Source organism: Roseibium sp. ROS1, assembly GCF_054658215.1.
On the sequence record NZ_BAAGIG010000004.1, the window covers coordinates 154,554 to 169,577 of the forward strand.

The 15,024-nt window shown below is 58.9% G+C and carries 17 protein-coding genes; 9 read left to right on the forward strand and 8 right to left on the reverse strand.

The genetic code is table 11. The annotated features are described in order from the left end of the window. Nucleotides 1-64: 64 nt before the first annotated feature. Nucleotides 65-1,252, forward strand: a complete 1,188-nt coding sequence (locus ACYQ6M_RS23440; protein ID WP_152508989.1) for an MFS transporter — start codon at nt 65-67, stop codon at nt 1,250-1,252. Here the strand turns inward: ACYQ6M_RS23440 and ACYQ6M_RS23445 are convergent. Further along, on the reverse strand, nt 1,249-1,770 hold the full coding sequence (locus ACYQ6M_RS23445; RefSeq protein WP_460075909.1) for a DUF2244 domain-containing protein: 522 nt from the start codon (nt 1,768-1,770) through the stop codon (nt 1,249-1,251). The two genes, ACYQ6M_RS23440 and ACYQ6M_RS23445, sit on opposite strands and share 4 nt — an antisense overlap. A 22-nt stretch (nt 1,771-1,792) precedes the next feature. Between ACYQ6M_RS23445 and nth the strand changes: the two genes are divergently transcribed. Together nth and ACYQ6M_RS23455 are read left to right on the forward strand one after the other, a co-directional pair. Further along, nucleotides 1,793-2,608 (forward strand): endonuclease III, encoded by an 816-nt coding sequence (gene nth, locus ACYQ6M_RS23450; protein WP_023002447.1) that lies wholly within the window; start codon nt 1,793-1,795, stop codon nt 2,606-2,608. 23 nt (nt 2,609-2,631) lie between these two features. Beyond that, a complete protein-coding gene (locus tag ACYQ6M_RS23455; protein WP_161633274.1) occupies nt 2,632-3,153 on the forward strand; it encodes a GNAT family N-acetyltransferase in 522 nt (173 codons plus the stop codon). A gap of 25 nt (nt 3,154-3,178) precedes the next feature. Here the strand turns inward: ACYQ6M_RS23455 and irrA are convergent, their stop codons facing one another. Continuing rightward, the gene (irrA, locus tag ACYQ6M_RS23460; protein WP_023002449.1) at nt 3,179-3,613 is read right to left on the reverse strand and encodes an iron response transcriptional regulator IrrA; all 435 of its coding nucleotides are present in this window, start codon (nt 3,611-3,613) and stop codon (nt 3,179-3,181) included. Nucleotides 3,614-4,033: 420 nt separating this feature from the next. Here irrA and fabA point away from each other — a divergent pair, with 420 nt between their 5' ends. The 3 genes from fabA (at nt 4,034) to fabI (ending at nt 6,726) form a co-directional block, all read left to right on the forward strand. Beyond that, nucleotides 4,034-4,540 carry a 3-hydroxyacyl-[acyl-carrier-protein] dehydratase FabA gene (gene fabA / locus ACYQ6M_RS23465; RefSeq protein WP_023002450.1) on the forward strand — a complete coding sequence of 169 codons (507 nt, stop codon included), beginning with the start codon at nt 4,034-4,036 and terminating at the stop codon, nt 4,538-4,540. 139 nt (nt 4,541-4,679) lie between these two features. Next, nucleotides 4,680-5,903: a beta-ketoacyl-ACP synthase I gene (gene fabB, locus ACYQ6M_RS23470; RefSeq protein WP_031269976.1), complete on the forward strand. Its 1,224-nt coding sequence runs from the start codon at nt 4,680-4,682 to the stop codon at nt 5,901-5,903. Nucleotides 5,904-5,913: 10 nt separating this feature from the next. Further along, complete coding sequence (gene fabI, locus ACYQ6M_RS23475; RefSeq protein WP_023002452.1) at nt 5,914-6,726, forward strand: enoyl-ACP reductase FabI; 813 nt, start codon at nt 5,914-5,916, stop codon at nt 6,724-6,726. Between the two features lie 219 nt (nt 6,727-6,945). On the opposite strand, the gene ACYQ6M_RS23480 is transcribed toward fabI, so the two are convergent. Continuing rightward, entirely contained in the window at nt 6,946-7,443 is a 498-nt protein-coding gene (locus ACYQ6M_RS23480) for an SH3 domain-containing protein (protein WP_031269978.1), read from the reverse strand. A gap of 288 nt (nt 7,444-7,731) precedes the next feature. Between ACYQ6M_RS23480 and ACYQ6M_RS23485 the strand changes: the two genes are divergently transcribed. Together ACYQ6M_RS23485 and ACYQ6M_RS23490 are read left to right on the forward strand one after the other, a co-directional pair. Continuing rightward, the gene (locus ACYQ6M_RS23485) at nt 7,732-8,718 is read left to right on the forward strand and encodes a 2-hydroxyacid dehydrogenase (RefSeq protein ID WP_023002454.1); all 987 of its coding nucleotides are present in this window, start codon (nt 7,732-7,734) and stop codon (nt 8,716-8,718) included. A gap of 21 nt (nt 8,719-8,739) precedes the next feature. After that, nucleotides 8,740-9,633 (forward strand): aminoglycoside phosphotransferase family protein, encoded by an 894-nt coding sequence (locus ACYQ6M_RS23490; protein WP_228870583.1) that lies wholly within the window; start codon nt 8,740-8,742, stop codon nt 9,631-9,633. A 33-nt stretch (nt 9,634-9,666) separates the two neighbouring features. Here ACYQ6M_RS23490 and dnaQ read toward each other — a convergent pair whose 3' ends face one another. From dnaQ to ACYQ6M_RS23515, 5 genes are all read right to left on the reverse strand, one after another. Beyond that, entirely contained in the window at nt 9,667-10,380 is a 714-nt protein-coding gene (dnaQ, locus tag ACYQ6M_RS23495; protein WP_075282750.1) for a DNA polymerase III subunit epsilon, read from the reverse strand. A gap of 288 nt (nt 10,381-10,668) precedes the next feature. Next, nucleotides 10,669-11,256, reverse strand: a complete 588-nt coding sequence (gene coaE / locus ACYQ6M_RS23500) for a dephospho-CoA kinase (protein WP_460075913.1) — start codon at nt 11,254-11,256, stop codon at nt 10,669-10,671. After that, entirely contained in the window at nt 11,253-12,101 is an 849-nt protein-coding gene (locus ACYQ6M_RS23505; RefSeq protein ID WP_460075915.1) for a shikimate dehydrogenase, read from the reverse strand. The genes coaE and ACYQ6M_RS23505 overlap by 4 nt, the downstream gene beginning before the upstream one ends. Continuing rightward, nucleotides 12,098-12,697: a Maf-like protein gene (locus ACYQ6M_RS23510; RefSeq protein ID WP_031269981.1), complete on the reverse strand. Its 600-nt coding sequence runs from the start codon at nt 12,695-12,697 to the stop codon at nt 12,098-12,100. The genes ACYQ6M_RS23505 and ACYQ6M_RS23510 overlap by 4 nt, the downstream gene beginning before the upstream one ends. A 12-nt stretch (nt 12,698-12,709) precedes the next feature. After that, nucleotides 12,710-13,570 carry a pyruvate, water dikinase regulatory protein gene (locus ACYQ6M_RS23515; RefSeq protein ID WP_077291365.1) on the reverse strand — a complete coding sequence of 287 codons (861 nt, stop codon included), beginning with the start codon at nt 13,568-13,570 and terminating at the stop codon, nt 12,710-12,712. A gap of 424 nt (nt 13,571-13,994) precedes the next feature. Between ACYQ6M_RS23515 and hemE the strand changes: the two genes are divergently transcribed. After that, nucleotides 13,995-15,023 (forward strand): uroporphyrinogen decarboxylase, encoded by a 1,029-nt coding sequence (gene hemE / locus ACYQ6M_RS23520; RefSeq protein ID WP_023002461.1) that lies wholly within the window; start codon nt 13,995-13,997, stop codon nt 15,021-15,023. The last annotated feature ends 1 nt before the right edge of the window (nt 15,024 follow it).

The window sequence follows — 15,024 nt, forward strand, 5'->3', positions numbered from 1 at the left end:
TGACGGGGCGATACAACCCAGTTAGGTTGTAATTCTTGCTTATTTCACTTTTCCGGCGATCGTCATGTTGTCCCTCCTGCAACTGCCCCGACAGGCATTGCTGATTCTGCTTCTTCAATTCACCAACAGCCTCGGCGTTTCAGCGCTGGTGCCGCTGATGAGTTTTTTCATTGTGGAAGGGCTGGGCGCCGAACCCTGGCAGGTGGGGCTTTACTCCGGTCTGGTGATGCCGCTGACGCTGGCCGTCAATCGATGGGCAGGCGAACGGCTGGACAACCGTTTTCCGGTCAAGAGCCTGCTGGTCGTCTCTGTTGTCGCCTATATCACGCTCGCCGCACTGCTGACCCAGATCAGCAGTCTGGTGATGCTGCTCGTCCTGATCGCCCCCCTTATGAGCCTTTCCAACATGGGCGCGGGCGTCGTTTTTACCTTCGGCCGCCTTTTTGCCGAACAGGAGGGCATGGACGTTGCCAGGGTCAATTCCTGGCTGCGCATGATGGTTTCACTTGCGTGGATGATCGGGCCGGCAGTCTCCTTTTCGGTGGTTGCAGCCTTCGGCTTTGCCGCCGCCTTCCTGTGCGCCTTTGCGATCGGTATTGTCTACCTGATGCTCTGGTACATTGTCGTTCCGGCTGACTTCAGGTCAGCACGAGAGCGTTCCAAGACCAACGGCAAGGCGCCGATCAACTGGGGTCTTCAGATTGCCGGGCTGACCTGCCTTGGCTTTGTCATCACCAATTCGCTGTTCGTCTCGGCGATGCCGCTGTTCTTCGTGCAGGAAACACATCTGCCCGGCGCAACACCAGGCCTGGCACTGTCGGTCAAATGCCTGCTGGAAGTCTTTGTCATCTTCGGCTCGGTTCGCCTTGCCGAGCGCATCGGCATTCGCCAGGTGCTGATGCTGGCAGCGTGCCTTGCCGCGGTCAGCATGGTGCTGTTTGCCCAGGTGACCGCACTCTGGCAGGTGCTGGCCATCGCGGTACTGGAAGGGACTTATTATGGCCTGTTTGCCGGTGTCGCGATCAGCTTCGTGCAGAGCTTCGCACCGGACCGGCCGGGCCGGGCAACGGCGGTTTACATGAACAGCCTGTTCCTCGGCGGCATGATCGGCAGCATTTCGATGGGTTTCATCGCCAGTGCGGCCAGCTTTCAAACCGTGCTTTACACCGCAGCGCTTTCGGCAACCGCGGCCCTGGCCGTTCTGCTTGCAACGCTCAAGGTGCAGCCCAAAGTCATTGAAGAAGGAGCCTAGACACCGCCTGACTTGGCGACGGACAACGCATTGGCCATGGCACCGGCAAAACTCGTTCTGTCATCGGGATTGAGGAAATTGCCGAGATCGACCTGTTCACCCCGACTGAGGAGGGTCACCTTGACGACCCCTTCATCTTCGATCCGGTCCACCGTCAGGCGGACCCAGAAGGGATTGAAACGGTATTCCTGGTATCTCTTGCCCGGGCCAACCTTGCGGATCGCGATTTCGTGCCGCGAGACAACCACTTCCTCGAAAGTTCGTGCGGAGTGGTAGTTCATCCGAAAGGCAAACCAGAGCAGCGCGATATCAAGTCCGAAGAACCCGAAAACCGGCCAGGCGCCGATACGCAGAAACAGAATACCGGCGATGAAACTGACACCGCCGAAGAAGCACATGAGAACCAGGAATCCGTTTGGCCCCAGAGACCGGTGAGGGGTCAGAACGGCAGTGAAAAACGGCCGGTCCTGATCCGGCAATTCGCCATCCTGCAGGGGTTTCGGATTGTTCTCGCTCATGAGGCATGATTATAGAGAGAAGATGACGCAAGCAAAGAGCCCTTCCAAGACTGCGGCAGCACGCCGGCCCGCAAAATCCAAACAGACCCGGAGAAAAGCACCCTCCGTGGACAACCCCGGCAAGGTGCTGAAACGGTCCCGCTATACGAAAGCGGAAACCTTTGCGATCTTCCAGCGCTTCCATGCCGACAACCCGGAACCGAAGGGCGAACTGGATTATGTCAATGCTTTCACGCTTCTGGTTGCCGTGGTGCTGTCGGCCCAGGCAACCGACGTTGGTGTGAACCGGGCAACAAGACACCTGTTCCAGATTGCCGACACACCGGAAAAGATGGTGGCGCTCGGGGAGGACCGGGTGCGGGAGGAAATAAAGACGATCGGCCTTTACAAGAACAAGGCCAAGAACGTCATCCTGTTGTCCGAGCAGCTGATCCGCGACCATGGCGGCGAGGTTCCGGAAGACCGCGAAGCGCTGGAAGCGCTGCCCGGTGTCGGCCGGAAGACCGCAAATGTGGTTCTGAACATCTTTTTCGGCCACCCGACCATTGCCGTCGACACGCATCTGTTTCGCCTGGGCAACCGCATAGGCATTGCCCCCGGCAAGACGCCTCTCGACGTGGAAAAAGCCATGGAGAAGGTCGTGCCGGTGGAATTTGCGCTCCATGCCCACCACTGGCTCATCCTGCATGGCCGGTACATCTGCAAGGCGCGCAAACCGGAGTGCCGGCGCTGTGTGATTTACGATCTGTGCCGGAGCACGGAGAAAGAACTTTTTGATGCGGTGCCGGATATTGCCCTGCGCACCAAAGCCCTTATTGAAAAGGAAACAGTTGCGTGAGTTTCCCGCTTGGACCATTTCCCGTGAGCGAGAGGCTTCGCTTCCGCTTGCCTTCCAGCAATGATGCCGCTTTTTACCACCAGCTCATGAATGAGCCGGATTACATCCGATTTATCGCCGACCACGGTATCAAGACCGAGGAAGACGCGGCCAACTACATCAAGAACAAGACGCTGGCGCGCTTTGCCGCCCATGGAGTCGGGCTTTGGATCCTGGATCTGAAACCATCGCTGACACCGGTTGGTGTGTGCGGTCTGGTGGTGCGCAAGGAACTGAAGTACCCGGACCTTGGCTTTGCCTTTCTGGAAGACCACCGCGGAAAGGGGTTCGGGCGCGAGGCCGGGCAGAGCGTGCTGGACTTCGTTACCCGGGAACTGAAGCTGCGCACGCTGTGCGCGATCACGCATCCGGAAAACGTCCGCTCCGCCAACCTCCTGAAGAAACTTGGCTTCGAGCCGGATGGCCAGCGGCATCTGGCGGAGATCGGGACGACCTCCAACTATTACGAATGGAAATTGCGTTATGTGGAAAGCGGTCTGGCCTGAGGGCCGCCGCAATCAATCGCGACGATCAGCGTTTCTCGCGAACGCGTACGACCACGTCGACACGAACGATTTCCATGCCTTCGGGTGCTTTCGGCAGAGCGCCGATGCCTACACCTTCGCCCGGAATGTCGATCACCCGGTTTTCGCCTTCGATGAAGAAGTGATGGTGGTCGGACACATTGGTGTCGAAGTAGGTCTTGTTGCCGTCGATCGCGACTTCGCGCAGCAGACCGGCTTCGGTGAACTGGTGCAGCGTGTTGTAGACCGTGGCGAGAGAGACCGGCACATCGGCGTCGACCGCCTCTTCATGAAGCAGCTCGGCCGAGATGTGGCGATCGCCCCGGGAGTACAGAATTTCTGCAAGCGAGACACGCTGGCGCGTCGGCCGAAGGCCTGCAGACCGCAGCATGTCGGTCACATTCTTCTTGTCGCCGGTTTCATGCACCACAAGTGTTGTCATTCCGATCCGATCCAGGTCCAGGGTCGCTTCTTGAAACGGCGCAAATATGTACCGCGCAAACGTTGCGCCGGGCCGTTTTCACTAACATTGGCCTATATCTGCCATTTCTTGTACCCAAGATGCAAGTTTTAAACGTAAAGGGCAACCTGAGCGGAAATCAGGGCGCAACTGCGGCGCGTTCGGAAGGTTCGTGCAAGCGCTGACCAAACAGCCGCAAGCCGGTGTCCCGGAGCCGGATGCGCAGATTACGTCGAATACGCACAAAACTTGGCGAAACGCCCGAAAAAACCGAGTAACTTCGCGCAAGTGACATCTTTCGGTCATGGTTCCCCTGTGTTAGGAAGGCGCCTCAAACGAACCGAAAACAAACCGAACCTGCCCTGGGAATTTCTCTGGCAGGAGACAAAACACGGATCCCGAATGACCGATCGCCGCTCCAGCTACGATTATGAAGCACTTCTCGCCTGCGGCCGCGGCGAGCTGTTTGGCCCGGGCAATGCCCAGCTGCCTCTTCCCCCGATGCTGATGTTCGACCGGATCACGGAACTTTCCGAAACCGGCGGTGAATTCGACAAGGGGTTCGCTCGCGCCGAGTTCGACATCAAGCCGGATCTCTGGTTCTTCCCGTGCCATTTCCAGGGAAATCCGGTGATGCCGGGCTGCCTTGGTCTCGACGCCCTGTGGCAGCTGACCGGTTTCTTCCTTGGCTGGCTGGGCCTTGAAGGCAAGGGCATGGCCCTGTCGACCGGTGAAGTGAAGTTCAAGGGCATGGTTACGCCGGACGTGAAGCTGGTGGAATACGGTGTCGACTTCAAGCGGGTCATGAAGGGTCGCCTGGTTCTCGGCATTGCCGACGGCTGGTTGAAGGCGGACGGTGAACAGATTTACAAGGCGACCGATTTGCGCGTCGGCCTGGCAAAGACCTGACACCCGTTCGCAGGATCAATTGATGGCACCGGCGCTTCTTTTTCATTGGGAGCGCCGGTTTGCATATTATGTATGTGCCTGCAGGCTCTCGACACACCCCCTGAGAGCTGTGGTGCAGTCAAGACAATAGGAGACCGCAATGAGACGCGTTGTCGTCACCGGCATGGGTATCGTGTCGTCCATCGGAGCAAACACCGAAGAAGTGCTGTCCAGCCTTCGAGAAGGCAAGTCCGGCATCAGCTTCGCTCCGGATTACGCGGAACACGGCTTCAGAAGCCAGGTACACGGCATGCCGAATGTCGATATCGCTTCGCTCATCGACAAGCGCCAGCTGCGCTTCATGGGCGACGGTGCCGCCTATAACTACATCTCCATGCAGCAGGCGATTGCCGACAGCGGTCTGGAAGAAACCGACATCTCCAACCCGCGCACCGGCCTGATCATGGGCTCCGGTGGTCCGTCGACCAAGAACCTGTTCCAGGCGCACCAGATCGTGCTGGAAAAAGGGTCGCCCAAGCGCATGGGCCCGTTCATGGTGACCCGCGGCATGAGCTCCACCAACTCTGCCTGCCTGGCGACGCCGTTCAAGATCAAGGGCATCAACTATTCCATCACGTCGGCCTGCTCCACCTCGGCGCATTGCATCGGTGCAGCCACCGAACAGATCCAGTTCGGCAAGCAGGACGTGATGTTTGCCGGTGGTGGCGAGGAACTCGACTGGACCCTGTCCTGTCTGTTTGACGCCATGGGCGCCATGTCCTCCAAGTACAACGACACTCCTCAGACCGCATCGCGGGCCTATGACGCGACCCGCGACGGCTTCGTGATTGCCGGTGGTGGCGGTGTGGTGGTTCTGGAAGAACTGGAACACGCCAAGGCGCGCGGCGCGAAAATCTATGCCGAGGTTACCGGCTACGCAGCCAACTCCGACGGCTACGACATGGTGGCGCCTTCCGGTGAAGGCGGCGAGCGCTGCATGCGCCTTGCCACCTCGACCCTGGGCGACCGCAAGGTCAACTACATCAACAGCCATGGCACTTCGACACCCGTCGGCGATATCGGCGAAATCGAAGCGATCCGCCGCGTGTTCGGTGAAAACCAGCCGCCGGTGTCTTCGACCAAATCGCTCACCGGCCATAGCCTGGGTGCGACCGGCGTTCAGGAAGCCATTTACTGCCTGCTGATGCTGCAGAACGACTTCATGACCGCGTCCGCCAACATCAACGAGCTGGATCCGGCCCTGAAGCCGGGCGAGATCGTGACCGAGCGCGTGGACAATGCAGGCCTCGACACGGTTCTTTCCAACAGCTTCGGCTTTGGCGGCACCAACGCGTCGCTCGCGCTGTCGCGCTTTCACGGCTGAGGAGTTTTGAATGTCTGATCTGATGAAGGGCAAACGCGGCCTGATCATGGGCGTTGCCAACGACCACTCCATTGCCTGGGGTATTGCCAAGACGCTCGCCGATCACGGTGCCGAACTTGCCTTCACCTATCAGGGAGAGGCTTTCGGCCGCCGTACCAAGCCCCTGGCGGATTCCGTCGGTTCCAAGATCCTTGTGCCGTGCGACGTGGAAGACATTGCGTCGGTCGACAGCGTGTTCGACACGCTGAAGGAAGAGTGGGGCAGCATCGACTTCCTGGTGCATGCGATCGCCTTTTCCGACAAGACGGAACTGCGCGGGAAATACGCCGACACCACGCGGGAGAATTTCTCCCGCACCATGCTGATCTCCTGCTTCTCCTTCACCGAAATCGCCAAGCGGGCTGCCGCTTTGATGACCAATGGCGGTTCCATGGTGACGCTGACCTATGGCGGTTCCACCAAGGTCATGCCGAACTACAACGTGATGGGCGTTGCCAAGGCCGCTCTGGAATCTTCCGTCCGTTACTTGGCGGTGGACTACGGTGAGCAGAACATCCGCGTGAACGCGATTTCCGCAGGCCCGGTTCGGACCCTTGCAGGGTCCGGCGTTTCCGATGCCCGCCTGATGTTCAACTTCCAGAAGCGCAATTCTCCGCTCTGCCGGACCGTTTCCCTGGACGAAATCGGCGGAACCGGCCTGTATCTCCTGTCGGATCTTTCCGGTGGCGTGACCGGTGAAGTGCACTTTGTCGACAGTGGCTACAACATCATGTCGATGCCGCGTCTGGAAGAGCTCAAGGTTCAGGAAGTTCAGGCCGACTGAGGCCTGTCCAACAATCCAGACATGCAAGAGGCGGCCGGATGGCCGCCTTTTTTGTTTCAGAAATTCCGCGCCGTATTCCTCATCCTAAGGAGAGCCCAAGGCCCGTCTCGAAGGATGGGCGGCAGACTCCCGAGCAAGTGACCCATCCTTCGACACAGCGCTCACGCGCTTCCTCAGGATGAGGGATCAGGAAACCCAGGCAATCGAGGGAGGGGGACGTCAGTCTCCGATCAGCTCGTCCGGATAGACACCGAACAGCCGGGTCTGATCCAGCCAGCCGTCATAATTCTCGCCGTTGACCCGGCACCAGCCACCGGCACATTCGGAAACCGTCGTCAGCACGAAGGGATCCAGTTCGGCAACGATATCGGCGTCGGAGCGGGAGCGGGAGCGCAGCGGTGTGCGGTCGCTTTTTTCCCATGGGGTGACGAGAGCCGTGCGGCGGCTGGACAGCAGCGAGCGGAACACCCAGCCCTGCTTGCCTTCCCAGTCGCGAATGCGGCGCCAGTTCTCGAATTCACCGACGATTTCCACGGGCAGACCGGACTGCACGAAGGTCCACGCGATATCATGTTCGCGCGAAGGCCCGATGCGCACATTGACCCGGTCGGACTTCAGACTGACAAATCTGGGCACCGGCAGGCCGCTTGCGCCGGTCGTGGTGCCCTGGGCCTGCGAAGCGACCGAAGTTGCGAGCAGACCGCACAGCAATGTCATCACAGTGAGGAAGATCCGGGTAGCCTGGAACGAGCGAGCCATATTGTCCGGTTGTCCAATTGTTATTGATCTTTGATTTGAGGCAAATCTCTACCGAAAAATTTGCGCGAAAACCAGCTTGGTCGTTTTGGCCGGTTGGCGATCCGCGGCGATTGAAACCGATCCCTTGTTTCTGCCGGACCATCTGGTAAGGAAAAGGGGTGGTCTCATCCGCTCGCGCAACGCGCAGCGTCAAAGTGGTACCGTTGAGGTTAACAAGTCCTCAACGAAGCGCGAAAGGCAATTGGTATGGCGAAAAAGAAGCCTGTCGTTGTGGTGACCCGGAAGCTTCCGGACGTGGTGGAAACACGGATGCGTGAGCTTTTCGAGACGCGTCTCAATGATAATGACAGGCCCTTCAGCCAGGCGGAACTGGTGGAAGCGGTGCGAACCGCCGATGTTCTGGTGCCGACCGTTACCGACCGGATCGACTCATCCGTCCTCTCGCAGGCTGGTGAAAACCTGAAGCTCATCGCAAACTTCGGTAATGGTGTCGACAACATCGATGTCGTGAGTGCCAACAACCGGGGAATCAATGTCACCAACACGCCGGGCGTGCTGACCGAAGACACCGCGGACATGACCATGGCGCTGATCCTGGCCGTGCCGCGTCGACTTGCCACAGGCATCAAGGCACTGGAAGCCGGCGACTGGGCCGGCTGGTCGCCGACCTGGATGCTTGGCCACCGGATCTGGGGAAAACGCCTGGGTATCATCGGCATGGGCCGCATTGGCCAGGCCGTCGCGCGCCGTGCCAAGGCCTTCGGCATGTCGATCCACTATCACAACCGCCGCCGCCTTGCCGAAAGTGTCGAGGAAGAGCTTGAGGCAACCTACTGGGACAGCCTTGACCAGATGCTGGCGCGCATGGATGTCGTCTCCATCCACTGCCCGCACACGCCGGGAACGTTCCACCTTCTGTCCGCCCGCCGCCTGAAGCTTCTGAAAAAGGATGCCTACGTCGTGAACACCGCCCGTGGCGAGGTAATCGACGAAAACGCCCTGATCCGGATGCTCGAGAGCGGTGAGCTTGCCGGCGCCGGCCTGGACGTGTTCGAGCACGAACCCGCGGTCAATCCGAAGCTGGCCAAGCTGGAAAGCGTTCTGCTGCTGCCGCACATGGGGTCGGCCACCATCGAGGGCCGTATCGAAATGGGCGAGAAGGTCATCATCAACATCAAGACCTTCATGGACGGACACCGCCCGCCGGATCGTGTTCTGCCATCGATGCTTTGACCCGTTTGCGAGTCTCATGTCTTGGCTGATCGTTTCATCGGCAGCGCGGTTGCCGTGCCGGCCGGTCTCGACTGGCTGAGAGCGACCGAAACCGGCCGTATCTGGCTCGACAAGCTGCCGGTGCTGCTTGAAACCGCGTGCGAACACTTCGGGCTTTCAGAAATTGGGAGCCCGTTTTCTGGCGGTAATGTATCTCTCGTCGTTCCGGCAAGACACGACGGTGAGGATGTTGTCCTCAAACTGCAGTTTCCCGATCACGAATGCCGCCACGAAGCCGAGGCACTGTGGCGCTGGAACGGCAAGGGTGCCGTTCGGCTTTTGAAGCATGCGCCGGAACTCGGCGCACTGCTGCTGGAGCGCTGCAGGCCGGGACAGTTTCTGGCCGACGACACCGAAACGGACCGGATTGGCGTTGTTGCAGGATTGCTGCGTCTCCTGACAATCCCCGCTGGTGATCCGTTTACCCGCCTCAACGATGAAGCCGCACGGTGGCGCGATAGCCTCGACCATAACTGGATGGCTGCCGGGAAGCCTTGCGAGCAATATCTCGTGGACGCTGCGCGCAAGGCCTTGCAGGACCTTTGTCTTGAGAAAGAGGCGGAAGAGGTCCTGCTTCACCAGGACCTGCACGGACACAACATTCTGTCCTCTGAAAGAGATACCTGGCTTGCCATCGACCCGAAGCCTCTCGCCGGCGATCCTGCCTTTGCGCTAAGCCCGATCGTCAGGAGCTTCGAATTCGGACATTCGAAAGCCGAAGCGCGTTACCGCCTGGACCGACTGTCGGAAGAACTGGAGCTTGACCGGGAGCGGGCAAGATATTGGACCATCGGCCAGACCATGGCCTGGGCATTCAGCAGCAGCTATGCCGAGCGGCACTTTGAAACAGTTCGCTGGTTGCTGGTGGACGATTGATCCACCAAATCCGTTTAAGAGGTCTTTCGAGCCTCAGCCGTTGTATTTTGACCAGATCGCACTGTCGCCCATGCCTTCGATGAAGGCCTTGTGGGCTTCAAGTTCGCTTTCCTGCAGCAGGCGCTGCAACGGCGAGGGACGCTGGCGGGCGTTAAAGGTGCCGAGTTCGCCAGGTTCGAAGCTGGAGCCTGCGGAAGAGGTTTCTTCCTCGTCCGTCAGCAGGCCAAGGGCCGTCTGGCGGCCGCCGATAAGCTCCAGATAGACTTCGGCCAGGATTTCCGCATCCAGAAGAGCGCCGTGCTTGATGCGCTTGGAGTTGTCGATGCCATAGCGAGAGCACAGCGCATCCAGCGAATTCGGCCCTGATGGGTGCTTGCGGCGGGCGAGATCCAGAGTATCGAGCACCTGGGTATTCGGAATTGTGCGCCGTCCGGCCCGTTCCAGCTCCATGTTGATGAAGCCCATGTCGAAAGCCGCGTTGTGGATCACCAGCGTGGCATCGCCAACGAACTCCAGAAACTCATCCGCAACGTGCTCGAACAAGGGCTTGTCGGACAGGAACTCCGCCGACAGGCCATGAACCCGGAAAGCTTCTTCAGGCATGTCGCGCAGCGGGTTGATGTAGACATGATAGGAATTGCCCGTCGCGATGTGGTTGATCAACTCCACACCGCCGATTTCCACCAGCCGATCGCCTCCGCGCGGGTTCAGGCCTGTTGTTTCCGTATCGAACGAGATCTCGCGCATTTTTCCGCCTTTTGCCTATGGATTCACTGTGCAGCTTGCAGGGTGAGTGGCAAGAGTTGCGCGCGGTTTTCCCCGGTGTTCTGGGGTTCTGGCGCCTGATCCCAGTTCCCCGGTGCCTGTTCCGTCCAACACTTCATACAGAGGAGCCCGGCATTGCCGGGTGTCTCGAAGGATGGGTCACTGGTTTCGGAATATGCCGCCCATCGTTCGAGACGGGCCTTACAGGCCTTCCTCAGGATGAGGGAGAAGTTGAAAAGACCTTCGGTGCAAGAGGAGATCAGAGAGACGTCACCCTGCCGCGGCCAATGCCTTCAGGATCGCTCTCACCTGCCGCTTGGCCGCTTCCATGCCCCGGCCGGTATCGACCAGGAAATGCGCGCGGCGGCGTTTTTCGGCATCAGGCATCTGCTTGGCGAGGATCGCCTCGAACCGGTTTTCGCTCATGCCCGGCCGGGCAAGGACACGGTCTCGCTGAACCTGTGCATCGGCGGTGACAACAACGACGACATCCACACGGGCCTCACCGCCGGTTTCAAACAGCAACGGGATATCCAGCAGGACGATACGCCGGTGGTCCGCCCGGGCGCGTTGCAGAAAGAGCTGCTCTTCCTCACGCACCAGGGGGTGAACGATGACTTCGAGCTTTTTCATGGCCTCGGGCTTGCCGAGCACATGCGGAGAGAGCAGCGTACGGTCGACCTTGCCGTCCGATACCGTGCCGGGAAACGCCGCCTCGATCAGCGGCGCGGCCCGGCCCGAATAGAGCGCGTGGACCGTGGCATCGGCATCGTGCACGGGAACACCTTCGGCTGCGAACATTTTTGCCGTTGTCGATTTACCCATGCCGATGGAGCCGGTGAGGCCTATCCGGATCACGCAGTTACTCCAAGGTCTGCGAGTATGAGGTTGCGCAGGGTGTCGTCCACTTCCGGCCGAACCCCGAACCAGCGCTCGAAAGCCGGGACGGCCTGATGCAGCAGCATGCCAAGGCCGTCCACAGTCTGGTTGCCCCGCGCCTTCGCGCTGCGCAGCAGATCGGTTTCAAGTGGAGCATAGACAGCGTCAGTGACGATTGCCGTCTTCGGCAAGGGTGACAGATCGATTTCCAGCGGCGCCTTGCCGGCCATGCCGAGCGAAGTGGTGTTCACCAGAAGATCGGCTTCTTCAAGCACTGTCCCCAGGTTGTCCCATTCATGGGCAATTGTTCCGGAACCAAACATATCCGCAATGGCTTTTGCTTTTGCGAATGTCCGGTTGACGATATGCACTCTTGTGAATTTCCGTGAGAGCAATGCCCACACAACGGCACGTGCGGCTCCGCCTGCCCCCAGGACCACGGCAGATTCACGTGAAACGTCCCACCCGGGGGCGCGCTGATCAAGATTGCCGAGAAAGCCGAGACCATCCGTATTGGCCCCGCACAGCCGGCCGCTGTCGTCCAGCCAGATCGTGTTGGCAGCCCCCATGGATTTTGCTGCGTCGTCCAGCCAGTCGCAGGCCGCGGCAGCCACTTCCTTGTTCGGAACAGTGACATTGGCGCCGGACAGACCCGCGTCGGCAAAGTTCCGGTAGAAGTCCTCGGCAGTTTCCGGCGGAACGTCGACCCGGCCATATTCTCCGGCGATGCCATGCTTCTTCAACCAGTATCCATGCACCAGCGGAGAGCGGGAATGTGTGACCGGATGGCCTGTGATGGCCGCTTTTTTCACGGATCCGCTCATGTTTCGATCACCTTCAGGCTGCGCAACTCTGCCAGAAGAGGCAAAAGCGGCAGGCCAAGAATGGTGAAATAGTCGCCATCTATCTTTTCAAAAAGCTGCACGCCGAGACTTTCCAGCTGATAGGCGCCGACGCTGGAAAGCACGTCCTCACCGGCCGCAGCCAGATAATGGCCAATGAAGGCCGGGCTCAGTTCGCGCATGGTCAGCCGTGCCGTGGAAACGTGGCGCCAGATTGCTTCGCCATCCTTCGAAATCACGACTGCGGAATGCAGTTCGTGAGTCTTGCCGGAAAAGGCGAGCAGTTGCCGGCGCGCAGCTTCCATGTCCTCCGGTTTTGTGCGTCTTTCACCTTCGAACGCCAGAATCTGATCGGCACCGATGACAAGATCTCCGGCGCGGCGGTCACTGACATCATTCGCCTTGGCTTCCGCCAGAACGCTTGCCAGGTCTTCCGGAGGAAAGCCAGCTTCCAGGAGCGGGGCTTCGACAACACGTTCGTCGACATCGGCCGGGTCGACCTCAACGTCGAGCCCGGCGTTTTTCAGAAGATCAGCGCGGATCCTGCTTCCGCTTGCCAAGACAAGTGCCATTTCCATCCCTTTTGTTGGTTATCCGGCGCGCCCGGTTTCTCCTCCGCCTTCCTGCCCTGATTTGAATTCCTTGAAAAGGGTCAGGATCTCCGCAGCTGTCTCCTCGACAGAACGACGCGTAACGTCAATCAGCGGCCAGCCATGTTCTGTGCAGAGCCTGCGGGTCATGTTGATCTCCTGGGAGATCTCCTTCCGGTCAACATACGTGTCGTTATAGCCTTCCGAATTCAATGACAGCACACGGTTGCGGCGGATTTGCTGAATGCGTTCGGCAGAAGCGATCAGACCGACAATCATCGGCTGCTTGAGTTTCTTCACATGTTCGGGCAGGGCAATGCCCGGGACCAGCGGAACGTTTGCAGCCTTGATGCCCCGGTTGGCCAGATAGATGCAGGTTGGCGTCTTGGATGTGCGCGAAATGCCGATCAGCACGATATCGGCGGATTCCAGATCGTCCCAGATCTGACCGTCATCATGCAACATGGTGTAGTTGAGCGCTTCCATCCGGCGAAAATATTCCGCATCCAGTTCATGCTGTCCGCCGACCCGGTGGGTTTGGGTGACATTGAGATAGGACTGGAAGACCGCGAAGACCGGATCCAGGATATTGACGAAGGGCACACCCAACTCGCGGCACTTCAGTTCCAGCCGGCCGGCGATTTCCACATCGACCAGGGTATAGAGGACGATGCCGGGTGCCTTTTCGATTTCAGTGATTACCCGGTCGAGCTGCTTCTGGGAGCGCACCAACGGATAGACATGCTCGATTTCCTGCACGTTCTCGTACTGGACCGTTGCCGCACGGGCCACCGTCATCAGCGTTTCGCCGGTGGAGTCGGACACGAGATGGAGATGGAAGTAGTGTCTCGACTTGTTCACGTTGTCATCCCCAGGCCTGTTGATGATTTGGGTAAGATGTCTGCCACCCAGTGCCTAGCACGAAGTTTATGCCCGCTCAGCCGAATTTATTAACAATGCTTAAACGAGCGGAAACTGATCCCGAAACGGTTGTGCATGGATGTGGATTCACAAAGGCGCTGTGACATATCGACAGATTGTCCACTGCCGCCCAATTCCTTAACGAAACGTAAACAAGCGGACAAGTGATTGTAATTCAATTCGTAATCCTGTTATCGACTCCTGGGGAGGAAATCTGCTTAACAAGTAGCGGATTTTTTCCCGCCGAGAAAATCAGGCTGATGGATTGTGGATAGAAAATGATCCCGGTAATCCACGCACAAATAGAAAAAACAGATTCAAAATAAGAATCTTTATTGATTTGAAATGTGGGAAAGGCGACCTCATGAAATCCCAAGACAGGTCCGTGATGCGGGTACTCTCCGGAGAAAAGCTCTGGCCGCCTCCCATCTGGATGATGCGTCAGGCCGGACGCTATCTTCCCGAATATCGCGAAGTGCGTTCGAAGGCGGCAAACTTTCTGGAGTTCTGCTATTCGCCCGACCTTGCAACAGAGGTCACTCTCCAGCCGATCCGCCGGTATGGTTTTGATGCAAGCATTCTGTTTTCCGACATCTTCGTCGTACCGGACGCCATCGGGTACCCGGTTCGTTTTGAAGAAGGACGTGGTCCCGTTCTGGAACCGCTGTCTGCCGATCTTCTGGATCGTCTGGAACAGGATCGTGCCGAGGATCATCTCAAACCGGTCATAGAGACGGTTTCCCGCCTGCGTGCGGAGCTGCCAGAGGAAACGACGCTTCTGGGCTTCTGTGGGGCTCCGTGGACGGTTGCCTGCTATTCCGTTGCCGGCCACACCACCCAGGATCAGGTTGCCGCTCGTGTGGGCGCCTATCGCGATCCTGACCTGATGCAGCGTTTCGTCGATCAGCTCGTCACGGCCTCGATCCGCTATCTCATCCGACAGCTGGATGCGGGCGCGGATGCGGTCCAGATTTTCGATACCTGGGCGGGTGTCCTGGATGAAGCCGGTTTCAAGCGCTGGTCGATCGAACCGACACGCCGGATCGTTGACGGTGTTCGGGCCGTGCGGCCGGATGCAAAGATCATCGGTTTCCCGAAAGCTTCCTCGGCTCGGATGATGGCATTCGTGGAAGGTACGGGTGTGGATGCGGTCGGTTTCGACTGGACGGCTCCGGACCAGGTTGCGCTCGACATTCAGAAGAAGGTCCCGATCCAGGGCAATCTCGATCCGATGCGGCTGGTGGCCGGCGGCAAGGCGCTGGAAGAGGGCGTGGCCCATATCCTGAACACCTTCGACAAGGGTCCGCTGGTCTTCAACCTGGGGCATGGTGTGACGCCGGACGCGGATCCGGAAAACGTTGCCCGCATGGTCGAGCTGGTCAGGAAGGGATAAG

Bases quoted from the DNA above. Each gene is read 5' to 3' on its own strand.
- ACYQ6M_RS23440 (WP_152508989.1), top strand. From the start codon at position 65: ATGTTGTCCCTCCTGCAACTGCCCCGACAGGCATTGCTGATTCTGCTT.
- ACYQ6M_RS23445 (WP_460075909.1), bottom strand. From the start codon at position 1,770: ATGAGCGAGAACAATCCGAAACCCCTGCAGGATGGCGAATTGCCGGAT.
- nth (WP_023002447.1), top strand. From the start codon at position 1,793: ATGACGCAAGCAAAGAGCCCTTCCAAGACTGCGGCAGCACGCCGGCCC.
- irrA (WP_023002449.1), bottom strand. From the start codon at position 3,613: ATGACAACACTTGTGGTGCATGAAACCGGCGACAAGAAGAATGTGACC.
- fabA (WP_023002450.1), top strand. From the start codon at position 4,034: ATGACCGATCGCCGCTCCAGCTACGATTATGAAGCACTTCTCGCCTGC.
- fabB (WP_031269976.1), top strand. From the start codon at position 4,680: ATGAGACGCGTTGTCGTCACCGGCATGGGTATCGTGTCGTCCATCGGA.
- fabI (WP_023002452.1), top strand. From the start codon at position 5,914: ATGTCTGATCTGATGAAGGGCAAACGCGGCCTGATCATGGGCGTTGCC.
- ACYQ6M_RS23480 (WP_031269978.1), bottom strand. From the start codon at position 7,443: ATGACATTGCTGTGCGGTCTGCTCGCAACTTCGGTCGCTTCGCAGGCC.
- ACYQ6M_RS23485 (WP_023002454.1), top strand. From the start codon at position 7,732: ATGGCGAAAAAGAAGCCTGTCGTTGTGGTGACCCGGAAGCTTCCGGAC.
- dnaQ (WP_075282750.1), bottom strand. From the start codon at position 10,380: ATGCGCGAGATCTCGTTCGATACGGAAACAACAGGCCTGAACCCGCGC.
- ACYQ6M_RS23505 (WP_460075915.1), bottom strand. From the start codon at position 12,101: ATGAGCGGATCCGTGAAAAAAGCGGCCATCACAGGCCATCCGGTCACA.
- ACYQ6M_RS23510 (WP_031269981.1), bottom strand. From the start codon at position 12,697: ATGGAAATGGCACTTGTCTTGGCAAGCGGAAGCAGGATCCGCGCTGAT.
- hemE (WP_023002461.1), top strand. From the start codon at position 13,995: ATGAAATCCCAAGACAGGTCCGTGATGCGGGTACTCTCCGGAGAAAAG.